The sequence below is a fragment of the Sphingomonas sp. LC-1 genome (assembly GCF_025371035.1).
Lineage (GTDB): Bacteria > Pseudomonadota > Alphaproteobacteria > Sphingomonadales > Sphingomonadaceae > Sphingomonas > Sphingomonas sanguinis_E.
The window spans coordinates 1-17,308 of record NZ_JANZXB010000006.1 but is presented as its reverse complement, the minus strand read 5'-3'; the positions used below and the strand labels follow the sequence as shown (position 1 = coordinate 17,308).

Below are 17,308 nucleotides of genomic sequence, written 5' to 3'. Positions count from 1 at the left end.
CATTCAGGACGATATGACATGACGATCAAGCGGGGCGTCAGCCTCTACAGCTATCAGAACGAAACCTTCCTCGGCAAAATGTCGCTGGAGGACTGCATCCGCACCACTGTCGGCTTCGGCGCCGACGGGATCGAGGTCATCGGCGAACAGACCTTCTGGGGCTGGCCCGAAGCTGGCGTCGCGGACGAGAAGATCGCCGAGTGGCATCACCTGATCAATAAATATGACGCGGTGCCGGTCTGCCATGACTTCATGCTCGACTATAAACGCTACAAGGGCCGCGAAATGCCGTTCGCCGAGCAGGTTGCGAGCGTGCGCAATGATATCGAATTCGCCGCAAGGCTCGGCGTGAAATATGTCCGCGCGCTGGTGGCGATTGCACCTGAGGTGCTGGTCGCCGCCGCGCCTTATGCCGAGGAAAAGGGGATCAAGATCCTGATCGAGGTGCATGCCCCGCTGCACTTCGACCATCCCTGGATCGTCCGCCATGCCGAAGCCTTTGAAAAGTCGGGCAGCGATGCGCTGGGCTTCCTGCCCGACATGGGCATGTTCCTGTTCCAGTTTCCGCCGGTGTGGAAGGAGCGCTTCATCCGCAACGGCGTGCCCCAGAACATCGCCGACTATATCATCAAGGCCTATGAGGACCGGGTTCTCAGCGAATATGTCATCCTGAACGTGCGCGAGATGGGCGGGGTCGGCCCGGCGATCGCGATGGCCGAGACGCTGCGCCACAATGCCGCGTTCGAGCCGAAGCGGATGCTCGATTACATGCACCGCATCCACAATGTGCACGGCAAATTCTACCAGATGGATGAGAATCTGGTCGAACCCAGCATCCCCTATGACGAGATCGTCCAAGTCCTGAAGCAGGGGAATTACGACGGCTATATCTGCTCGGAATATGAGGGCAATCGCTGGATTGAGGACGCGCATGAGGTCGACTCGGTCGAACAGGTCCGCCGCCATCAGGACATGCTGAAGCAACTCATCGACGTGCCCGCCAACACCACCATCGCCGCCTGAAGGACTTGACCGATGTTCGACAACAAGATGATCGTGGAAGACAGCCTGAAGGCGACCGACACCGGTTTCACCATTGAGGCGCGGTTGCCCTATTATCGGGGCCTGGGCCTGTCGATGATCGAGAATGTGGCGGTCAGCGTCGATGGCGAACCAGTCCGGCGCGAGGACATCACCGTGTCGCTGCGTGGGCGCACTTGGACGCTGGACGAGATGGAAACCGAATATAGCGACCGCTGGAATTTCGGCGAGAAGGCGCTGGTGGGCGTGAAGCGGGCAGGGGGGCTGGCGCCGGGCGAGCACCGGATCGAACTGGCCGAGACGATGCGCATCTCCTATCTGCCGTTCGTGCCGACGACCAAGGATAGCAAGACGCTGATGCTGCGCTGATCGGCGGCTTCGGTGAATAATAAAGGGGCGGCCTTCCGATCGGAAGGCCGCCCCTTTTCTTATGTGTCGTTTAGATCGCGCCTTCCTTCAGCATCGACACGGCGTTCGCGCAGGCCCGCGCGGTCAGCGCCATATAGGTCAGCGACGGATTCTGGCAGGCCGAGGACGACATCTGCGCGCCATCGGTGACGAACAGGTTGGGCACGTCATGCGCCTGGCTCCACTTGTTGAGCACGCTTGTCCGGGGATCATGCCCCATGCGCGCGCCGCCCATCTCGTGAATGGCCGAGCCCCCTGGATTGGGCGTGTCCATACCCATGATGACATGGCCCCCGGCGGCGGTCAGCATCGCGGCGGCTTCCGCCTTGGCATCGGCGAGTGCGGCATGTTCCTGCGCCCCGTGTGAGAAGTTGATGCGCAGGGCGGGGAGGCCCGCGGCGTCCTTGACGGTCGGGTCGAGTGTGATGCGGTTGCTGGGACGCGGCATGGAGTCGGCAAAGGCGACCAGCACCATGCGCCACATGCCGGGCTCACGCAGGCTGTCCTTATAGTCTTTGCCCACGCCGGGCGCGCGCTTGCCACCCGTCCAGGCTGCGCGGAATGCGCCGCCCTGATAGGAGAAGCCGCGCGTATGCCCTTTGCCGTCGATCGTATCCAGGTTGCGGAAGCGCGGGATGACCACACCGGTCGGGCGATTGCCGAAATAGGTATGCTGCTCGAACCCCGGCATGACCGCGATCCCGGCGACCGTCTGGGCATGGTCCATGATGTGGGTGCCTAGCACGCCGCTGGAATTGGCAAGGCCGTGGGGATTGGCTTCGTTCGCCGAACGAAGCAGCACGCCGACGCTGTTGAACGACCCGGCGTTCAGGAACACGATCCGGGCGTGAGCGCGCTGTCGCGTGCCGTCTTTGGTGTTGATGAAGCGCACGCCGGTGGCGCGGCCGGTCGCCGGGTCCTGCTCGATCGCCTCGACCACCGCGTCGGTGACGAGCGTCAGATTGCCGGTCTTTTGCGCGGCGGGCAGCGTCGAACTCTGCGTCGAGAAATAGGCGCCATAGGAACAGCCGCGTGCGCATATCGAGCGATACTGACACGCCGCGCGCCCCTGGTCGGGCTTGGCCTCGGTAAGATTGGCGTTGCGTCCGATCGTCAGGCGCCGGCCGGGCCATTGGCGGCCGATCACCTCGCGCGTGTGTTGCTCGACGGCATTCAGCGCCATGGGCGGCTGAAAGCGTCCATCGGGAAGCTGGGGCAGGCCCTCCGCCATGCCCGCGACGCCGATAAACTCCTCAACCTTGTCGTACCAGGGTGCTAGATCGGCGTAGCGGATCGGCCAGTCGGTGCCATGCCCGTCGCGGCGATTGGCGTCGAAATCATAATCCGACCAGCGATAGCATTGCCGTCCCCAGGTCAGCGACCGCCCGCCCAGCTGGTAGCTGCGCCACCAGTTGAATTCGGTTTCGCCTTCGGTGGTGTAGGGGTTCTCGCGGTCGTTGACGAAATGGTCCTGCGTGAACTCGGTAAAGTGCCGGTTCTTGCGCTGGACGGCATAGTCCTTGCCATAGAGTTCGGCGTCGCCGACCCCGCGAAATTCCAGATCCCAGGGTGCCAGCGTCTCGCGCGTGTAGCCGCTGCCATGTTCGATCATCGGCCCACGCTCGATCATCAGGACCTTCAGCCCGGCTTCGGTCAGTTCCTTGGCCGCCAGACCGCCGGTAATGCCCGAGCCCACCACGATGGCGTCGAAAACGGGTTGTTGCGCCATCAGCTGAACTCCACTGCGGTCCAGTCGCTCGACCAGGCGCGGTTTCCGGGGATATAGGGGATGTCGGCGTCCCACCGACCGGGAACGAGCTCATATTGCAACTCGCGTGAGCCGCCGACCTCGGAGGTGTAATAGGCGGTGAGGATCAGGCCCTTCAGCTTGCGCCAGGGCGATTCGACCGCGTCGGGTCCAGCATCGGCAAAGGCGGCCTTGTCGATCGCCGCGACCGCTGCCTCCCGCCCGGCCGGGGGGACGGCCAGGTAATCGCCATGCGTCGCGGCGTCGAGCTGCCATTCCAGCCAGTCGAGATAGTCGAGCGTCCCATTGCGGCGTTGATGGCGGGTGATCGTCGCGGGCAGGGCCGCTCCGGCGGCCGGAGCGCGGGTGCCGTCCAGCCCATGGGCAAGCGCGAGAATGACGAAGTCATGCGCGCCGATCTCGCCCGCGCCGGGGGTGGTGGTTCGGGGCAGGACACGCTGGGCGACGTCGCGCAGAAGCGCACGTTGCCGGTCGGTGACGACCTCTGCAGTGTCGGTCCAGCGGACGGCGGCGACGGGAACGCCCACCGCCATCGCGAACAGCGCCGCCCCTCCCAATAGCTCGCGCCGAGCCAAGCCCGTATCGGCCATGCCGTGCCTCATCCTCGCCTACGCCGCTTTTGCCAGCGGCTATAATTAGAACTGTCATTCTAGTAAGGCGATTTGGAAGACGGTGCAAGCGCTAAGCGCGGGTGGGGCGCGCCTTGGGGCTGGTCGAAAGATAGGCGGCGAGCATGTCGGCCAGATCCGCCTTCAATTCGGTCCAGTCGCCTTCGCCCGCCGCGTCGATCGACGAGCCGAAGCCCAGATAGCGCGCGATCGAGGCGTAGAGGATACGGAAACCCGCATCGGCGGCATGCTCGGGATCGGGATGGCGGATCGAGTCGCGATTGCTGAGCAATGTGGCGATCACCGCCTCGCTGGTGCGGCCATAGCTGCGCTTGCCGATGGCGGCGATCACCGGATCGGCGCTCGCGCGGAGCATCAGCGGGCGCATCAGGTCGGCATAGCGTCGCAGCACTTCGGCCACCGATTCGACCAGATCGTGCACCATGTCGATCAGGCCGCCGCCGCGCGCAGCCAGATCGGCGATCACGGCCAGCATGTCGGCGTCCACCCGTTCCAGCACCCGCAGCTGCACGACATGGACAAGGTCGTCCTTGCTGTCGAAGCGGCAATAGATCGAACCGATCGACACTTTGCCGTGCTTGGCGACCTCGTTCAGCGTGAATTCGTCCGAACCGCGCTGCGTCATCAATTCCTCGGCGGTGGCCAGCATCCGCTCGAAACTCGCCTTGCTGCGGCCCTGCTGTGGCGCGCGCGCCTTCGCCAAGATCGTCTCGATATCCATCAACACCCCATTGACAGCCCGTGGGGGACCGTCATATCAGAATTGCAGTTCTAATTTTATTTTAGACGAACCGCATCAATGCGGCAACGCGCCGGACCACGGCGGGCATGATAAAAAGGGAGAGGTTTGATGCGTTTCTCGGTATTTCTCAACGCACGGTCCATGGCGCCTGACGAGGATCGCGCGCTGATCCACGGTCTGACCTGCCATGCCGAGCGGGCCGCCGCGCTCGGTTTCGACGCGCTTTTCATGCCGGATCACCATTTCAACGGCTATATGCCGATCGCCAGCGACAGCTATATGTTCGCATCCTATCTGGCGGCGAAATTCCCGCACATGCATTTCGGCTTTTCGGTGACGTCGGTGCCGCTGCATCACCCGGTGCGCTTCGTCGAGCGGATCAACATTCTCGACCAGCTGACCGACGGCAAGCTGCTGGTCGGTGTCGGCTCGGGCACCACGCCCGAGGAGATGATCGGCTTCGGCGTCGATTACCGCGATGCGGGCGCCATTTCGGAAAAGAACCTTGCCCTGGCCGAACAGCTTTGGGCCAAGACGATGGACGATCCGGCGGTCGAGATCGACAACGGCCCGCACCAGGGCCGGGTGCTGCAACGGATCGCACCGGCGCCCTATAGCGAGGGCCATGCCCGGTTGATGCCGGTGGCGATGAAGGAGTCGAGCGCCCGCCGCGCCGCGGAGAACGCCTGGCCCGCCTTCATCCCGGCCTTCACCCCGCCGCAGATCGGCGGGACCGAGCCGATGAAGCACGTCGCCAAATATTTCGGCATCTATCGCGCCTTGCTGGACGAGGCCGGGCACAGTGCGGAGAAGATCGCCCGTGCGCTGGACTGGACGACCCATACCTATCAGCTGGTTCATCTGGCCGACAGCGACGAACAGGCGCGCGACGAGATGATGACCATCCTGCGCGCCTATCAGGACGCGATCGAACGCGAGGCCGAATTCAATGCCCGCGCCGAATCGAACGACGCCAACAAGAAGACCGACCGTACGCCCAACGCGCTGACCGAGGACTGGATCGGCACCTGGTGCCTGTACGGCTCGCCCGAGACGGTGATCGAACATCTCAAGCCCTATGAGGAACTGGGCATCGGCAACATCCTGTGCGGAACGACGACCGGTCCATTGACCGACGAACGGCTGCGGCTGGGCGACCAGACGCTGCGGCTGCTGTCCGAAAAGGTCATGCCCGCGTTCAAGAAGGCCTGAGCCGATGGCACGGCATATCGTGGGGATCGGCGGCACCTTCCGACCCCGTTCGTCGAGCGAGATGCTGGTCCGCTCGGTTTTGGCCGAGTGCGAGCGCATGCGGGCGAAGACCACCATGTTCGACGGTCCGGCGCTGGCGGCACTGCCGCACTTCAACCCGGAGCGTCCCGAGCGTACCGCCGAACAGGAGGCCTTCGTCGCCGCGCTGCGCGAAGCGGATGGTCTGGTTATCGGGACGCCCGGCTATCATGGCGGCGTATCGGGCGTCGTGAAGAACGCCATCGACCTGCTCGAGGATCTGCGCGGGGACGAGCGGGTCTATTTCGATGGCATGCCGGTGGGGCTGATCGTCTCGGCGGCGGGATGGCAGGCGGGCGGCGTCACGCTGGCGGCGCTGCGCGGGATCGTCCATGCCATGCGCGGCTGGCCGACCCCGGCGGGGATCGCGATCAACTCGATCGCGCAGAAGCCGTTCGGCGCGGACGGCGCGATCGTCGATGATGGCGTGGCGGGGCAGATCGCGACCCAGGCGCGGCAGATCATGGCCTTCCGGCTGGAGCCGGTCGCATGAGCGCGCTGACGCTCGCGCAGCAGGCCAGCCTGACCGCCGGAGCGGCCATGTGGCGATCGGTCGCGATCCCGGAGGCGGGTATCCCGTCGCTGCACATGAGCGATGGGCCGATGGGCATCGCGAGCGGCAAGGTCGACGAACGCGACGTCGCGCGTCTGTCGCCCTGCGCAACGGCACTCGGCGCCAGCTTCGATGTCGCGCTGATCGCGCGGGTCGCGGCGCTGGTCGGTGGCGAGGCGATCCGCATGGGTGTCGACCTCGTCCTGGCGCCCAACGTCAACATGGCGCGCAGCCCGCTCGCCGGGCGGGCATTCGAGTATTTTTCCGAAGACCCGCTGCTGACCGGCCTGGCCGGAGCAGCATGGACGCGGGGGCTTCAGTCGACCGGCGTCGGCGCCTGCGTCAAGCATCTGGTCTGCAACGACAGCGAGACCGACCGCGACCGCATGAACGCGGTGGTGGACGAGCGGACTCTGCGCGAAATCTATCTGCTGCCCTTCGAGCTTTGCGCGGCAGCCGGGGCGGGGGCGATGCTGACCGCCTATAACCGGGTCAATGGCGACTGGTGCGCCGAGCACGGCCATATCTCGACCATCGTGAAGCGCGAATGGGGTTTCGAGGGCCCGTTCATCAGCGACTGGTTCGGAACGCATTCGACGGCGGGCAGCCTGAACGGCGGGCTCGACCTCGAGATGCCGGGGCCAGCACGCTTCGTCGGTGCCAAGGCCGTCGCGGCGGTCGAGGCGGGCGAGGTCGCGGCCGAGCGGGTGGCCGATGCTGCCGAGCGGGTGGCCCGAGCGGCCCGCCGCTGGTCCGGTCCGAAATCGGCGCCCGAGGAGGATGCCGATGCCTTGCTGGTCGAGGCGGCGGCGGCCGGTATGGTGCTGCTGCGCAACGAGGGGGATTTGTTGCCGATGACGCCGGGCAGGCATCGCCGGATCGCGGTGATCGGCCCGAATGCTGCCGCGCCCTGCTACCAGGGCGGTACCTTTGCCAAGATCGCGCTCTCGCCCGATGCGGCTCGCCCCCTGGAGGCGATCATGGCGCGATATGCCGGGACCGCGGACATCGTCTACGAACCCGGCGTCGACCCGCAACCGCGGCTGCCCGCCATGCCGGTCGCGCCGGTGCGGGGCGAGGGGCCGGGCATGACGGTCGAATATTTCGCCGATGGCGATCTGTCCGGCCAGCCCATGGGGCAGGAAGTGCGCGATACCAACTCGCTCGTCTGGTTCGTCGGCGTCCATGATCAGGGGGTGTTCGACCGTTCGGCTGCGATCCGCGCCAGCGGTTGGTTTACGGCCTCTGCGGATGGCGCCCACCGCTTTTATGTGGGCGCGACCGGCGCGGTCAGATTGAAAGTCGATGGCCAGCCGCTGATCGACCAGCCCGAGCGGATGGCGGCCTCCGACGTCATGGGATCGCTCAAGCGGGGCGATGCCGACAGCGCCGAGCTGATGCTCACCGCCGGGCAACGCGTGCTGGTGGAGGTCGAATTCCACTATGACGGCGCCCGCGTGCATGGCCTCTGGTACGGTATTCGCGGCCCGGACAGTGCGGAGGCGATGCTGGCGCGCGCGGTCGAAGCCGCGACCGGCGCCGATGCGGTGATCCTGATGATCGGCGAAACGTCCGACTCCAGCGTCGAGAGCAAGGATCGGCCTGATACGGCGATCGCGCCGGAGCAGCGCACGCTGATCGACGCGATCTGCGCCGCGAACCCAAACACCGCGATCATCGCCAATATCGGCCATGCTTTCGATGCGACGTGGAGCGACCAGGCATCCGCGCTGATATCCGCTTGGTATCCCGGCGAGGGGTTCGGCCCCGCGCTCGCGGCGGTCCTGGCGGGCGATGTGGAACCGGGAGGCCGTCTGCCAGTCACATTGGCACGGCGGGAGGCGGACTATCCCGCCTTGTCCCTCCAGCCGGACGGGCAGGGGGACCTAGCTTATGACGATGGTGTGCTGATCGGCTATCGGGGTCTGAAAGCGCGGGGAACGACGCCGCTCTACGCCTTTGGGGCAGGGCAGGGTTATACGCGGTTCGAATGGTTGGGTGTCGACGCCGACGGGGGTGATGTTCTGGTCCGATTGCGCAATGTCGGCGATCGCGCCGGAAGCGACGTCGTGCAGCTCTATCGTCACGCCCCCGAATTCGCGCTGGTCGGATTCGCCAAGGTCACGCTGGCGGCGGGAGAAACCGCGACCGTTCGGGTGACTCCGGAGCCCCGTCTGTTCCGCATCTGGGGGGATCATGGTTGGCGCGTTGCGGTCGATCGTGCGGTGTTGGCCGTCGGTCGGGCAAGCGACGATCTGCCCTTCACCGTTGAGGTGACGTTATGAAGGCGTTGTTCCATGCATTTGTCCTGACGGCGCCGTTCCTGGCTCCCGCTGCGATCGCCGGATCAGGCGCGACGCTGACCGAGCGCAACCGCGCGATCATCACCGACTTCGCCGATCGCTTCTATACCCGCCGCGATGTGGCGGGGGCGTTCGAGCGCTACGTGGTGCCCGACTATATCCAGCATAATCCGGGGCTGGCCGATGGACGGGAGGCGGCGGTCGCCGCGCTCGCCCCCAAATTCGCGACGCCGGGCGCCCGGTTCGATGTGAAACGGATCATCGTCGACGGCGACATGGCGGTCATTCACCTCCATGGCCGCACCGATCCGGCCTCCGCCGGCGGCGCGGTCGCGGACATCTATCGCCTGAAGGACGGCAAGATCGTCGAGCATTGGGACGTCATCCAGCCCATGCCGACGACCTCGCGCAATCCGCATCCGATGTTCTGAACGACCGCGCAAAATAATCGGGCGGGGCTGTATATCAGCGCTTGACTTGAACAATAAACAGAACAATCATTCTAGTTCTAAACGAGAGGCGGGTACGCCTCCGATCAAAGGAGAGGGGATCGTATGATGAGGTTCCGTCGCGTCGCAACCACGGCGCTCACCACCACCGCCATGTGGGTGGCCAACCCGGCCTTTGCCCAGGTCGCCGATCCGGCGGGTGCCACGCCCCAGACGTCGGCCAACAAGACGACGACGGCGGCGTCCTACGATACGATGAATTCCGAAGACATCATCGTCACCGCGACCAAGGTCGAAACCCGGTTGCAGGATACGCCGATCGCCATCCGCGCGATCGGTGGTGCAGACCTGACCAAGGCGCAGGTGACCGACGTCAGCGGGCTTCAGCGTCTCGCCCCGGATCTGGGCATCACTCCGGACTCGGTCTTCACGAAGATCGCGATCCGGGGCGTATCCAGCCAGGATATTTCGGAAAGCGCCGATCCGGCGCTGACCGTTTCGATCGACGGCGAGTATATCAATCGCCCGGTCGGCCTGAACGCCAACTTCTTCGACCTGGAACGGATCGAAGTCCTGCGCGGGCCGCAGGGGACGCTGTTCGGTCGCAACTCGACGGCGGGTGCGCTCAACATCGTCGCGGCCAAGCCGGTGCTCCAGAGCTTCGAGGGCTCGGCGACGGCGGGCTATGGCAATTACAACGCGATCTACGCGACGGGCGCGGTCAATGTGCCGATCGGTGACAAGCTGGCGATCCGCGTGGCCGGGCTGCACAATCAGCATGACGGCTATGTCAACAACGGCCCGGCGGGGCGCGGCGACGATGCCAATGTCGATGCGGTTCGCGGCAGCATATTGTTCGCTCCCGGTGCGCTCGAGGTCTATCTCGCGGGCGAATATGTCGACATCGACCAGACCGGGCCGATGCAATATGGGCTGCCCGTCAGCGGGACGACCCCCGGGGTAACGGAACTGCCTGCGTCCGTGGCCTCGCCCACGACCTATCCCACGCTGGCCCAGCGTCAGGTCCCGTCGTTCGTGGACGTGCCGCAGGGCTTCGATCCCGCCAACTTCCCCCTCGGCCGGATGGGCAGCTTCAAGAGCCAGCAATATGCGGTGCGCGGTCGCATCTCCTATGATTTCGGCGGTGCGACGCTCAGCTACATCGGCGGTTACCGGCATGTCGACAACCAGGCCGTCATCCCGCAAAACGGCTATCTGCCGGAGCTGTTCACTTTCTATAACGACCGCTACGACACGCGCACGCAGAGCCATGAGGTCCGTCTGAACGGCGGTACGCAGGGCCAGTTTGTCTGGCAGGTCGGTGGCTTCTATTTCCACGAAAACCAGATCATCGCGCGTGGTCTTTATTTGACTACGGCAAGTGCCTTCGCCAATTTCTTCTATCGCCCCTACGTCACCTCGGACTCCAAGTCGGCCTTTGCCCAGGCGACCTATTGGGTCGTGCCCGACACGCTGAGCTTCACCGGCGGCATTCGCTATACGGATGACAAGAAGGACGCGAAGTACATCAATTACGGCTTCTATCGCTCGCCGACCATGGCACGGCCGCCCGCCGACGGCAGCGGGGCGGGGGCGTTGATCCGCTATCCGACCTATAAGGAAGACAAGATCACCTGGACGGCGGGTGTCGAATACAAGCCCGCCCGCGACAACCTGCTCTACGCGAAGGTCAGCACCGGATACAAAAGCGGCGGCTTTGATCTGGTCGGGTCGTTCAATGCGGAAAATCTGACCGCCTATGAGATCGGCTCGAAGAACCGCTTCATGGGCAACCAGCTCGAATTCAACGCCAGCGCCTTCTATTACGACTATAAGGACCAGCAGGTTCAGGTGTATATCGACACCACGGTCGGCGCGCGCACCTTCAACGCGGGCAAGAGCCGGGTCTGGGGTATCGAAACCGACACCGCCGTTCGCCTGTCGCCGAACGACCGGGTCAGCCTGATCGTCAACTATATCGATGCACGGTTGCAGCAGTTCGCTGGCATTCCGGCGCCCACGCTGGCCAACCCGGCGTCCACTGTCGCGCGCCTGACGCTGGATCTGGCGGGCAATGTCGCCCCGCAGGCCCCGAAATGGACGATCGGTATCAACTATACCAAGACGATCGAGCTGGGTGACGGCTACAAGCTGGTCGCCAACGGCTTCAGCCGGTTCAAGTCGCGCTACTTCCTCACCGCCTTCAACTACAAGGGCGACGAAGTGGACGCGTTCACCACCACCGATCTCAGCCTGGAACTCAACATGCCGAACAACCGGTTCAGCATCCAGGGCTATGTCCGCAATCTGGAGGACAATCGGGTGAAGACCTATGCCGGGTTCACCGGCGGCGGCATCAACATCTACAACTGGAATTTCGGCCAGCCGCGCACCTACGGCGTGCAGGGCTCATTCCGCTTCTGACGACCCTTTCCCCGGCGGGGCGGGTGGCCACCGCCGGGGAATGCCTCACCCCTGGAGCATGACATGGCAAGAGTGACCGAGATCCGTTACGTCGGCTACGGCGTCGCCGACCTTGATGCCGAGCGCGCCTTTTATCGCGACGACTGGAAACTGGTGGAGGCGGGCGAGCAGGACGGCCTGTATCACTTCGCCGCCGAAGGGCATGACGAGGCCTATGTCGTTCGCCTGCGGCAGGATGATGCTAACCGTATCGACGTCATCGCGCTGGCCGCCGACACCCGCGCCGATGTCGATGCGTTGCATGACAAGGTCGTGGACGCGGGTTGCCGGATCATCTTCGCCCCGCGCGACCTGACGACGATGGGCGGTGGCTATGGCTTCCGCTTCTTCTCGCCCGACGGTCTGCCCTTCGAGATTTCGTCGGATGTCGAGCGCCGCACACCACGTGTGCTCAGCCGCTGGGAAGGCATTCCGCAGAAGATCAGCCATATCGTGCTCCACTCGCCCGATCACCGGGCGATGGTGGCCTTCTTCACCGACGTGCTGGGCTTCCGCGTATCGGATTGGCTGGGCGATTTCATGTGCTTCCTGCGCTGCAACTCGGCCCATCATCGTCTCGCGATCCTGCCGGGGCCGCCCTGCCTCAATCATGTCGCCTATGACATGCTGACAGTCGACGACATGATGGCGGGCATCCGGCGCCTGAAGCAGGCGGGGACGGACATTCGCTGGGGGCCGGGTCGCCATACGGCGGGCAACAATACCTTCAGCTATTTCACGACGCCCAACGGTTTCGCGGTCGAATATACCTCCGAGCTGGAGCATGTCGATTTCGAGACCCACGAGCATCAGGTGCATGTCCCCGGCCCCGGCACGATGGACCAATGGGGCATCGGTGTCGGCGGTCCGCAGACCATGCCGCATCCCAAGCCCGATGCCGGGCTGTTCCAGCCGGTCTTGGTGTAGGCCCGATGGCGCTCTACGAACCCTTTCCCAACTATATCTGGAATCTGTCGGTCGCGATCGCGATGGAGTCGGGCGCGCAGCTCGGCGAGATCATCGACATGTGCCAGCCGATCAAGGACGCGGCGGCCAGCGGCGCGGACGCCGGCACGCCGATGTTCATGAAGGCCTGGGCCGCGATGGGCGACAAGCTGATCGCGCTTGCGGCCGAAGATGAGGCGAAGGGGCGGGGCTTCTCCGCCTCCAACAAGCTGGAGCGGGCCAGCCTGTACCTCATCACCGCCGAGCGAATGCAGGGCCATGGCCATCCGGGCCGCCGCGAAACCTTTGCACGGGCGCGCAATGCCTTCGATCGTTCTACGGTGTTGGGTCAACTCAACCGGCAGCGTGTGGAAATCCCGTTGACGGTCGGTACCATGCCCGCGCTCTATACCCGCGCGTCCGGTGACGGCCGCAAGCCCGTGGTCGTGTTCTGCAACGGTCTCGATAGCTGCAAGGAATTGCTCTACTGGACGCGGCTACCGCAGGAACTGGCGCGGCGCGGCATTTCGACCCTGTGCCTCGACCAGCCAGGCTCCGGCGAGGCATTGCGGCTTCAGGACCTCCCGGTCGACCCACATAGCGAAAACTGGGCCAGCGCGGCGGTCGATTGGCTGGAACGGCAGCCCGATGTCGATCCCAAGCGGATCGGCATGACCGGCATTTCGCTGGGCGGACACTTCGCCCCCCGCGCGGTCGCCTATGAGCCCCGCTTCGCCAGCGGCGCGGTGTGGGGGGCGAACCACAATTGGCGCGAGGTGCAGGACAGGCGCATGGCGCGCGAGGGCGAAAACCCCGTTCCGCATTACTGGGCGCATGTCCACTGGGCGTTTGGCGCCAAGGATCAGGAAGATTTTCTCGCCAAGTCGGAGGCGATGAACCTCAACGGCCATATGGATCGGATCAAGGTGCCGTTCCTCGTCACCCACGGCGCAAACGACCGCCAGATCAGCGTGCAATATGCCGACGACCTTTACGATCAGCTGGTGAATTCGCCCCGCCGCGAGAAGGTCGTCTTCACGGCGCGTGAAGGCGGTGTCGAGCATGTCGGAGCTGACAACATGGCCTATGGCCGCGACCTGATTTCCGACTGGTTCGCCGAGACATTGGGAGGGCACACGGCATGACGCGCCGCATCGTCGACCTGTCGATCGCGATCGACCCCGAGGTCATCACTGATCCACCCTTCATGCGGCCCAGCATCACCCGCCAGACGCACCGCGAGACGGTGGCGGAGGCCGCGATGTTCTTCCCCGGCATCACCGCCGAGGCGATGGCGGGTGGCGAGGGCTTTGCCGCGTCCGAGATGCTGACGCTCAGCACGCATAACGGCACGCATCTCGATGCGCCCTGGCATTACCATCCCACGATGGACGAGGCGCTGGCGGATGGCGGCAGGCGTGCGCTCACCATCGACGAGGTTCCGCTGGAATGGTGCGTCCAGCCGGGCGTGAAACTCGATTTCCGACACCTGCCCGATGGCCATGTCGTGACGGCGGCCGAGGTCGAAGCGGAACTGGCACGGATCGGCCACGAGCTACGACCGCTCGACATCGTGCTGGTCAACACCGGCGCAGGCGCGGCGCTGGGCCAGCCCGATTTTCTCGGACGCGGGTGCGGCATGGGCTATGAAGCAACCATGTATCTGACCGAGCGCGGTGTGCGCGTGACCGGCACCGACGCCTGGAGCTGGGACGCGCCGTTCAGCCACACCGCCGCGCGCGTTGCCCAGACCGGTGATTATTCGCTGGTCTGGGAAGGGCACAAGGCCGGGCGAGAGATCGGCTATTGCCACATGGAAAAGCTGACCCGGCTGGCCGAGCTTCCGTCCACCGGTTTCACCGTCTCCTGCCTGCCGGTGAAGGTGAAGGGCGGCTCGGCGGGCTGGTGCCGCGCCGTCGCCATCTTCGAGGATTGATCGCGATGCGGCTTGCGACCCGAGACGATGGCAGCCGGGACGGAGCGTTGGTCGTGGTCTCGACCGACGGCCGCCACTGTCTGCATACGGGCCTATCGATGCAGGCGGCGCTGGACGATTGGACGCGCGTCGAACCCGCTCTGCGCGCACTGGCCGGGCGGGTCGATGCGGAGGGGGAGGCGCTGGACGGGACCGCGTTACTGGCTCCGTTACCGCGCGCCTGGCAGTGGCTCGACGGCTCGGCCTTCCCGACGCACGGCGCGTTGATGCAGAAGGCATTCAACCTGCCGCCGATCGAGACCGACAAGCCGCTGATGTATCAGGGCATGTCGCACCGCTTCCTCGCGGCGACGCAGGACGTGCCGCTCCCCAGCGAGGCCGACGGCATTGATTTCGAGGGTGAGTTCGCGGTGGTGACGGGCGATGTGCCGATGGGGTGCACACCGGAGGCGGCGCTTGGCCATGTCCGATTGGTCCTCCTGCTCAACGATTGGTCGTTGCGCGCGATCGCCCCGATCGAGATGAAGACCGGCTTCGGCTGGGTCCAGGCGAAGCCCGCCTGTTCGGTCGCGCCGTTTGCGGTCACGCCCGAGGCACTTGGCGATGACTGGCGCGACGGTCGCGTCTGCCTGCCGCTGACGGTCGAGATCAACGGTGCGTGGTTCGGAAATCCGGTGGGTGACGAAATGGCCTATGGCTTCCACGAACTGATCGCACACGCCGCACGGACCCGCGACCTGCCCGCGGGGACGATCATCGGTTCGGGCACCGTGTCGAATGTCGATCATGCGCGGGTCGGCTCCACTTGCCTGTCCGAGCGCCGGGCGATTGAGATGATCGAGGGCGGTACGCCGCGTACGCCTTTCCTGTCCTTCGGCGATCGGGTGACGATGCGGGCGGGGCCGCTGTTCGGCTCCATCGACCAGTGCGTGGTCCGCGCATGACCGGCGGCCACGCCTTTCTTTCCACCCCCGAGGAGATCATCGACGAAGCGCGTAACGGGCGCATGTTCATCCTGGTCGACGATGAGGATCGCGAGAATGAGGGCGATCTGGTCGTCCCTGCCCAGATGGCCACCCCCGATGCCATCAACTTCATGGCGCGGCATGGGCGCGGTCTGATCTGCCTCGCGATGGCGCGTGCACGGGTCGAACAGCTCGGGCTGGACCTGATGACGCGCACCAACGGGACGCGGCACGAGACAGCCTTTACCATCTCGATCGAAGCACGCGATGGCGTGACCACCGGCATTTCCGCCGCCGACCGCGCCCGCACCATCGCGGTTGCGATCGACGCGGCCCAGGGCGCGGACGCGATCGTGAGCCCGGGTCACGTCTTCCCGCTGGTGGCGCGCGACGGCGGCGTGTTGGTCCGCGCCGGGCATACCGAGGCGGCGGTCGATGTCGCGCGGCTCGCCGGGCTCAATCCCTCCGGCGTGATCTGCGAGATCATGGACGAGGACGGGACGATGGCGCGGCTCGACCGGCTCGTTACCTTCGCGCAATTCCATGGATTGAAGATCGGGACGATCCGAGACCTGATCGCCTATCGTCGCCGTCACGATCATCTGGTCGAAAAGCGCGCGGAAACGGTGTTCGACAGCGAATGGGGCGGACAATGGCGGGCCATGACCTTTTGGAATCGCGCGACCGGCAGCGAGCAGGTCGCGCTGGTCAAGGGGAAGGTCGATCCGACGCGGCCGACGCTGGTGCGGATGCATGCTCTGTCGCCCTTTGTCGACCTGTTCGGTGAGGCGGGTGCGCGCAGCGGTCTGCTTCGCCGGTCGATGGAAGCGATTGGCCAGGAGGGACGCGGGATCGTCGTGGTCATCAACCGCCCGCGCCCCGATGGCCTGACGCTGGCGATCCATGCCCGTGCCGGTGCAGCGGTGCCCGATATGGAGGAGCTGCGCGACTATGGTGTGGGCGCGATGATCCTGAATGAATTGGGCGTCGAGGAGATGATCCTGTTGACCAACAGCCGCCACACGCTGGTCGGGCTGGAGGGCTATGGGTTGCGCGTGGCGGGTGAGCGCGCGATCTGATCGCATCGCGGATCAGCTATTGCCCATTTGGCGATACGCCCGCATGGCAGGTAAAGAAGCGCGTGAAATAGGCCGGGTCGGAAAAGCCGATCGAATAGCCCACCTCCGCTACCGACAAATTGGTGTAGAGGAGCGCCCGCTTGGCATCGAGCATGGCGCGCTGGTCCAGCATCGCGGTGGGCGGTAGAGCCGCGATCCGGGCACAGGCGACACGCAGGCGGCTTTCGCTGGTCCCCAGTGCGTCGGCATAGTCCGCGACCGGTTCGCGCAGCCGAAAACGCTCGTCGATCCGCGCGCGGAGGCGGGCAACGAGGCTGTGAGGATGGCGCGGCACAGACCGCGCGCCGCCCTGCATCGCGTCCAAGGCGCGCAGTGTCTCGACCAGGATTGTCAGCAGTGCGGCATCGATCGCCGCGCCATGTCCCGGTGCGGACCAACCCAGCTCCCGCATCATGGTCGCAATCCCGGCGCGGATCGTCGTCATGTTCGCCAGCTCCCACCATTGCTGACCGCCCGGTCGGCTAGGGGAACTGCATCCGGTCTGCGTTGGGTTCCACAATCCACGGTCCACACTCCAGCCGGGCAAGCAGCAGAGGTTCGATGCCATCGAGGGTCGCGTCCGTCAATGTGGTGTAAAATCGGGTGTGGCCACTGGGCTGCATTTTCAGGCGGCCTTGGGTGTAATCTGTAGCGGCTGTGCCTCCTCGATCATTGGTGTGGCAAGGGCGGCCATGCCC

The 17,308-nt window shown here is 65.0% G+C and carries 17 protein-coding genes; 12 read left to right on the top strand and 5 right to left on the bottom strand.

Annotated features, from left to right (window positions below):
• The first annotated feature begins 18 nt into the window (after positions 1–18).
• Positions 19–1,023, top strand: a complete 1,005-nt coding sequence (locus NZL82_RS10045; RefSeq protein ID WP_261269626.1) for a sugar phosphate isomerase/epimerase — start codon at positions 19–21, stop codon at positions 1,021–1,023.
• Positions 1,024–1,035: 12 nt separating this feature from the next.
• A complete protein-coding gene (locus NZL82_RS10040; protein ID WP_261269625.1) occupies positions 1,036–1,410 on the top strand; it encodes a DUF6379 domain-containing protein in 375 nt (124 codons plus the stop codon).
• 70 nt (positions 1,411–1,480) lie between these two features.
• Here NZL82_RS10040 and NZL82_RS10035 read toward each other — a convergent pair whose 3' ends face one another.
• The 3 genes from NZL82_RS10035 to NZL82_RS10025 form a co-directional block, all read right to left on the bottom strand.
• Complete coding sequence (locus NZL82_RS10035; protein ID WP_261269624.1) at positions 1,481–3,178, bottom strand: GMC oxidoreductase; 1,698 nt, start codon at positions 3,176–3,178, stop codon at positions 1,481–1,483.
• A complete protein-coding gene (locus tag NZL82_RS10030) occupies positions 3,178–3,807 on the bottom strand; it encodes a gluconate 2-dehydrogenase subunit 3 family protein (protein ID WP_261269623.1) in 630 nt (209 codons plus the stop codon). Before NZL82_RS10030 ends, NZL82_RS10035 begins: the two co-directional genes overlap by 1 nt.
• Positions 3,808–3,898: 91 nt before the next feature.
• Positions 3,899–4,567, bottom strand: coding sequence for a TetR/AcrR family transcriptional regulator (locus NZL82_RS10025; protein ID WP_261269622.1), 669 nt, complete (start codon positions 4,565–4,567; stop codon positions 3,899–3,901).
• Between the two features lie 129 nt (positions 4,568–4,696).
• On the opposite strand from NZL82_RS10025, the gene NZL82_RS10020 reads away from it, so the two are divergent.
• The 10 genes from NZL82_RS10020 (at position 4,697) to ribB (ending at position 16,571) form a co-directional block, all read left to right on the top strand.
• Positions 4,697–5,800, top strand: a complete 1,104-nt coding sequence (locus NZL82_RS10020) for an LLM class flavin-dependent oxidoreductase (RefSeq protein ID WP_261269621.1) — start codon at positions 4,697–4,699, stop codon at positions 5,798–5,800.
• 4 nt (positions 5,801–5,804) lie between these two features.
• Positions 5,805–6,371: an NADPH-dependent FMN reductase gene (locus tag NZL82_RS10015; protein WP_261269620.1), complete on the top strand. Its 567-nt coding sequence runs from the start codon at positions 5,805–5,807 to the stop codon at positions 6,369–6,371.
• The gene (locus NZL82_RS10010; RefSeq protein ID WP_261269619.1) at positions 6,368–8,716 is read left to right on the top strand and encodes a glycoside hydrolase family 3 protein; all 2,349 of its coding nucleotides are present in this window, start codon (positions 6,368–6,370) and stop codon (positions 8,714–8,716) included. The genes NZL82_RS10015 and NZL82_RS10010 overlap by 4 nt, the downstream gene beginning before the upstream one ends.
• Positions 8,713–9,165, top strand: coding sequence for a nuclear transport factor 2 family protein (locus tag NZL82_RS10005; protein WP_261269618.1), 453 nt, complete (start codon positions 8,713–8,715; stop codon positions 9,163–9,165). Before NZL82_RS10010 ends, NZL82_RS10005 begins: the two co-directional genes overlap by 4 nt.
• 126 nt (positions 9,166–9,291) lie before the next feature.
• On the top strand, positions 9,292–11,607 hold the full coding sequence (locus tag NZL82_RS10000) for a TonB-dependent receptor (RefSeq protein WP_261269617.1): 2,316 nt from the start codon (positions 9,292–9,294) through the stop codon (positions 11,605–11,607).
• A 63-nt stretch (positions 11,608–11,670) separates the two neighbouring features.
• The gene (locus NZL82_RS09995; protein ID WP_261269616.1) at positions 11,671–12,573 is read left to right on the top strand and encodes a VOC family protein; all 903 of its coding nucleotides are present in this window, start codon (positions 11,671–11,673) and stop codon (positions 12,571–12,573) included.
• A gap of 5 nt (positions 12,574–12,578) precedes the next feature.
• The gene (locus NZL82_RS09990) at positions 12,579–13,736 is read left to right on the top strand and encodes a S9 family peptidase (protein WP_261269615.1); all 1,158 of its coding nucleotides are present in this window, start codon (positions 12,579–12,581) and stop codon (positions 13,734–13,736) included.
• On the top strand, positions 13,733–14,527 hold the full coding sequence (locus tag NZL82_RS09985; RefSeq protein ID WP_261269614.1) for a cyclase family protein: 795 nt from the start codon (positions 13,733–13,735) through the stop codon (positions 14,525–14,527). The genes NZL82_RS09990 and NZL82_RS09985 overlap by 4 nt, the downstream gene beginning before the upstream one ends.
• Positions 14,528–14,532: 5 nt before the next feature.
• A complete protein-coding gene (locus NZL82_RS09980; RefSeq protein ID WP_261269613.1) occupies positions 14,533–15,471 on the top strand; it encodes a fumarylacetoacetate hydrolase family protein in 939 nt (312 codons plus the stop codon).
• Positions 15,468–16,571 carry a 3,4-dihydroxy-2-butanone-4-phosphate synthase gene (gene ribB, locus NZL82_RS09975; RefSeq protein ID WP_261269810.1) on the top strand — a complete coding sequence of 368 codons (1,104 nt, stop codon included), beginning with the start codon at positions 15,468–15,470 and terminating at the stop codon, positions 16,569–16,571. Before NZL82_RS09980 ends, ribB begins: the two co-directional genes overlap by 4 nt.
• Before the next feature lie 16 nt (positions 16,572–16,587).
• On the opposite strand, the gene NZL82_RS09970 is transcribed toward ribB, so the two are convergent.
• Both NZL82_RS09970 and NZL82_RS09965 read right to left on the bottom strand, forming a co-directional pair.
• Positions 16,588–17,055, bottom strand: a complete 468-nt coding sequence (locus tag NZL82_RS09970; protein ID WP_261269612.1) for a helix-turn-helix domain-containing protein — start codon at positions 17,053–17,055, stop codon at positions 16,588–16,590.
• A 37-nt stretch (positions 17,056–17,092) separates the two neighbouring features.
• Positions 17,093–17,308: hypothetical protein (locus NZL82_RS09965; RefSeq protein ID WP_261269611.1), on the bottom strand; the 216-nt coding region annotated here is incomplete at its 5' end.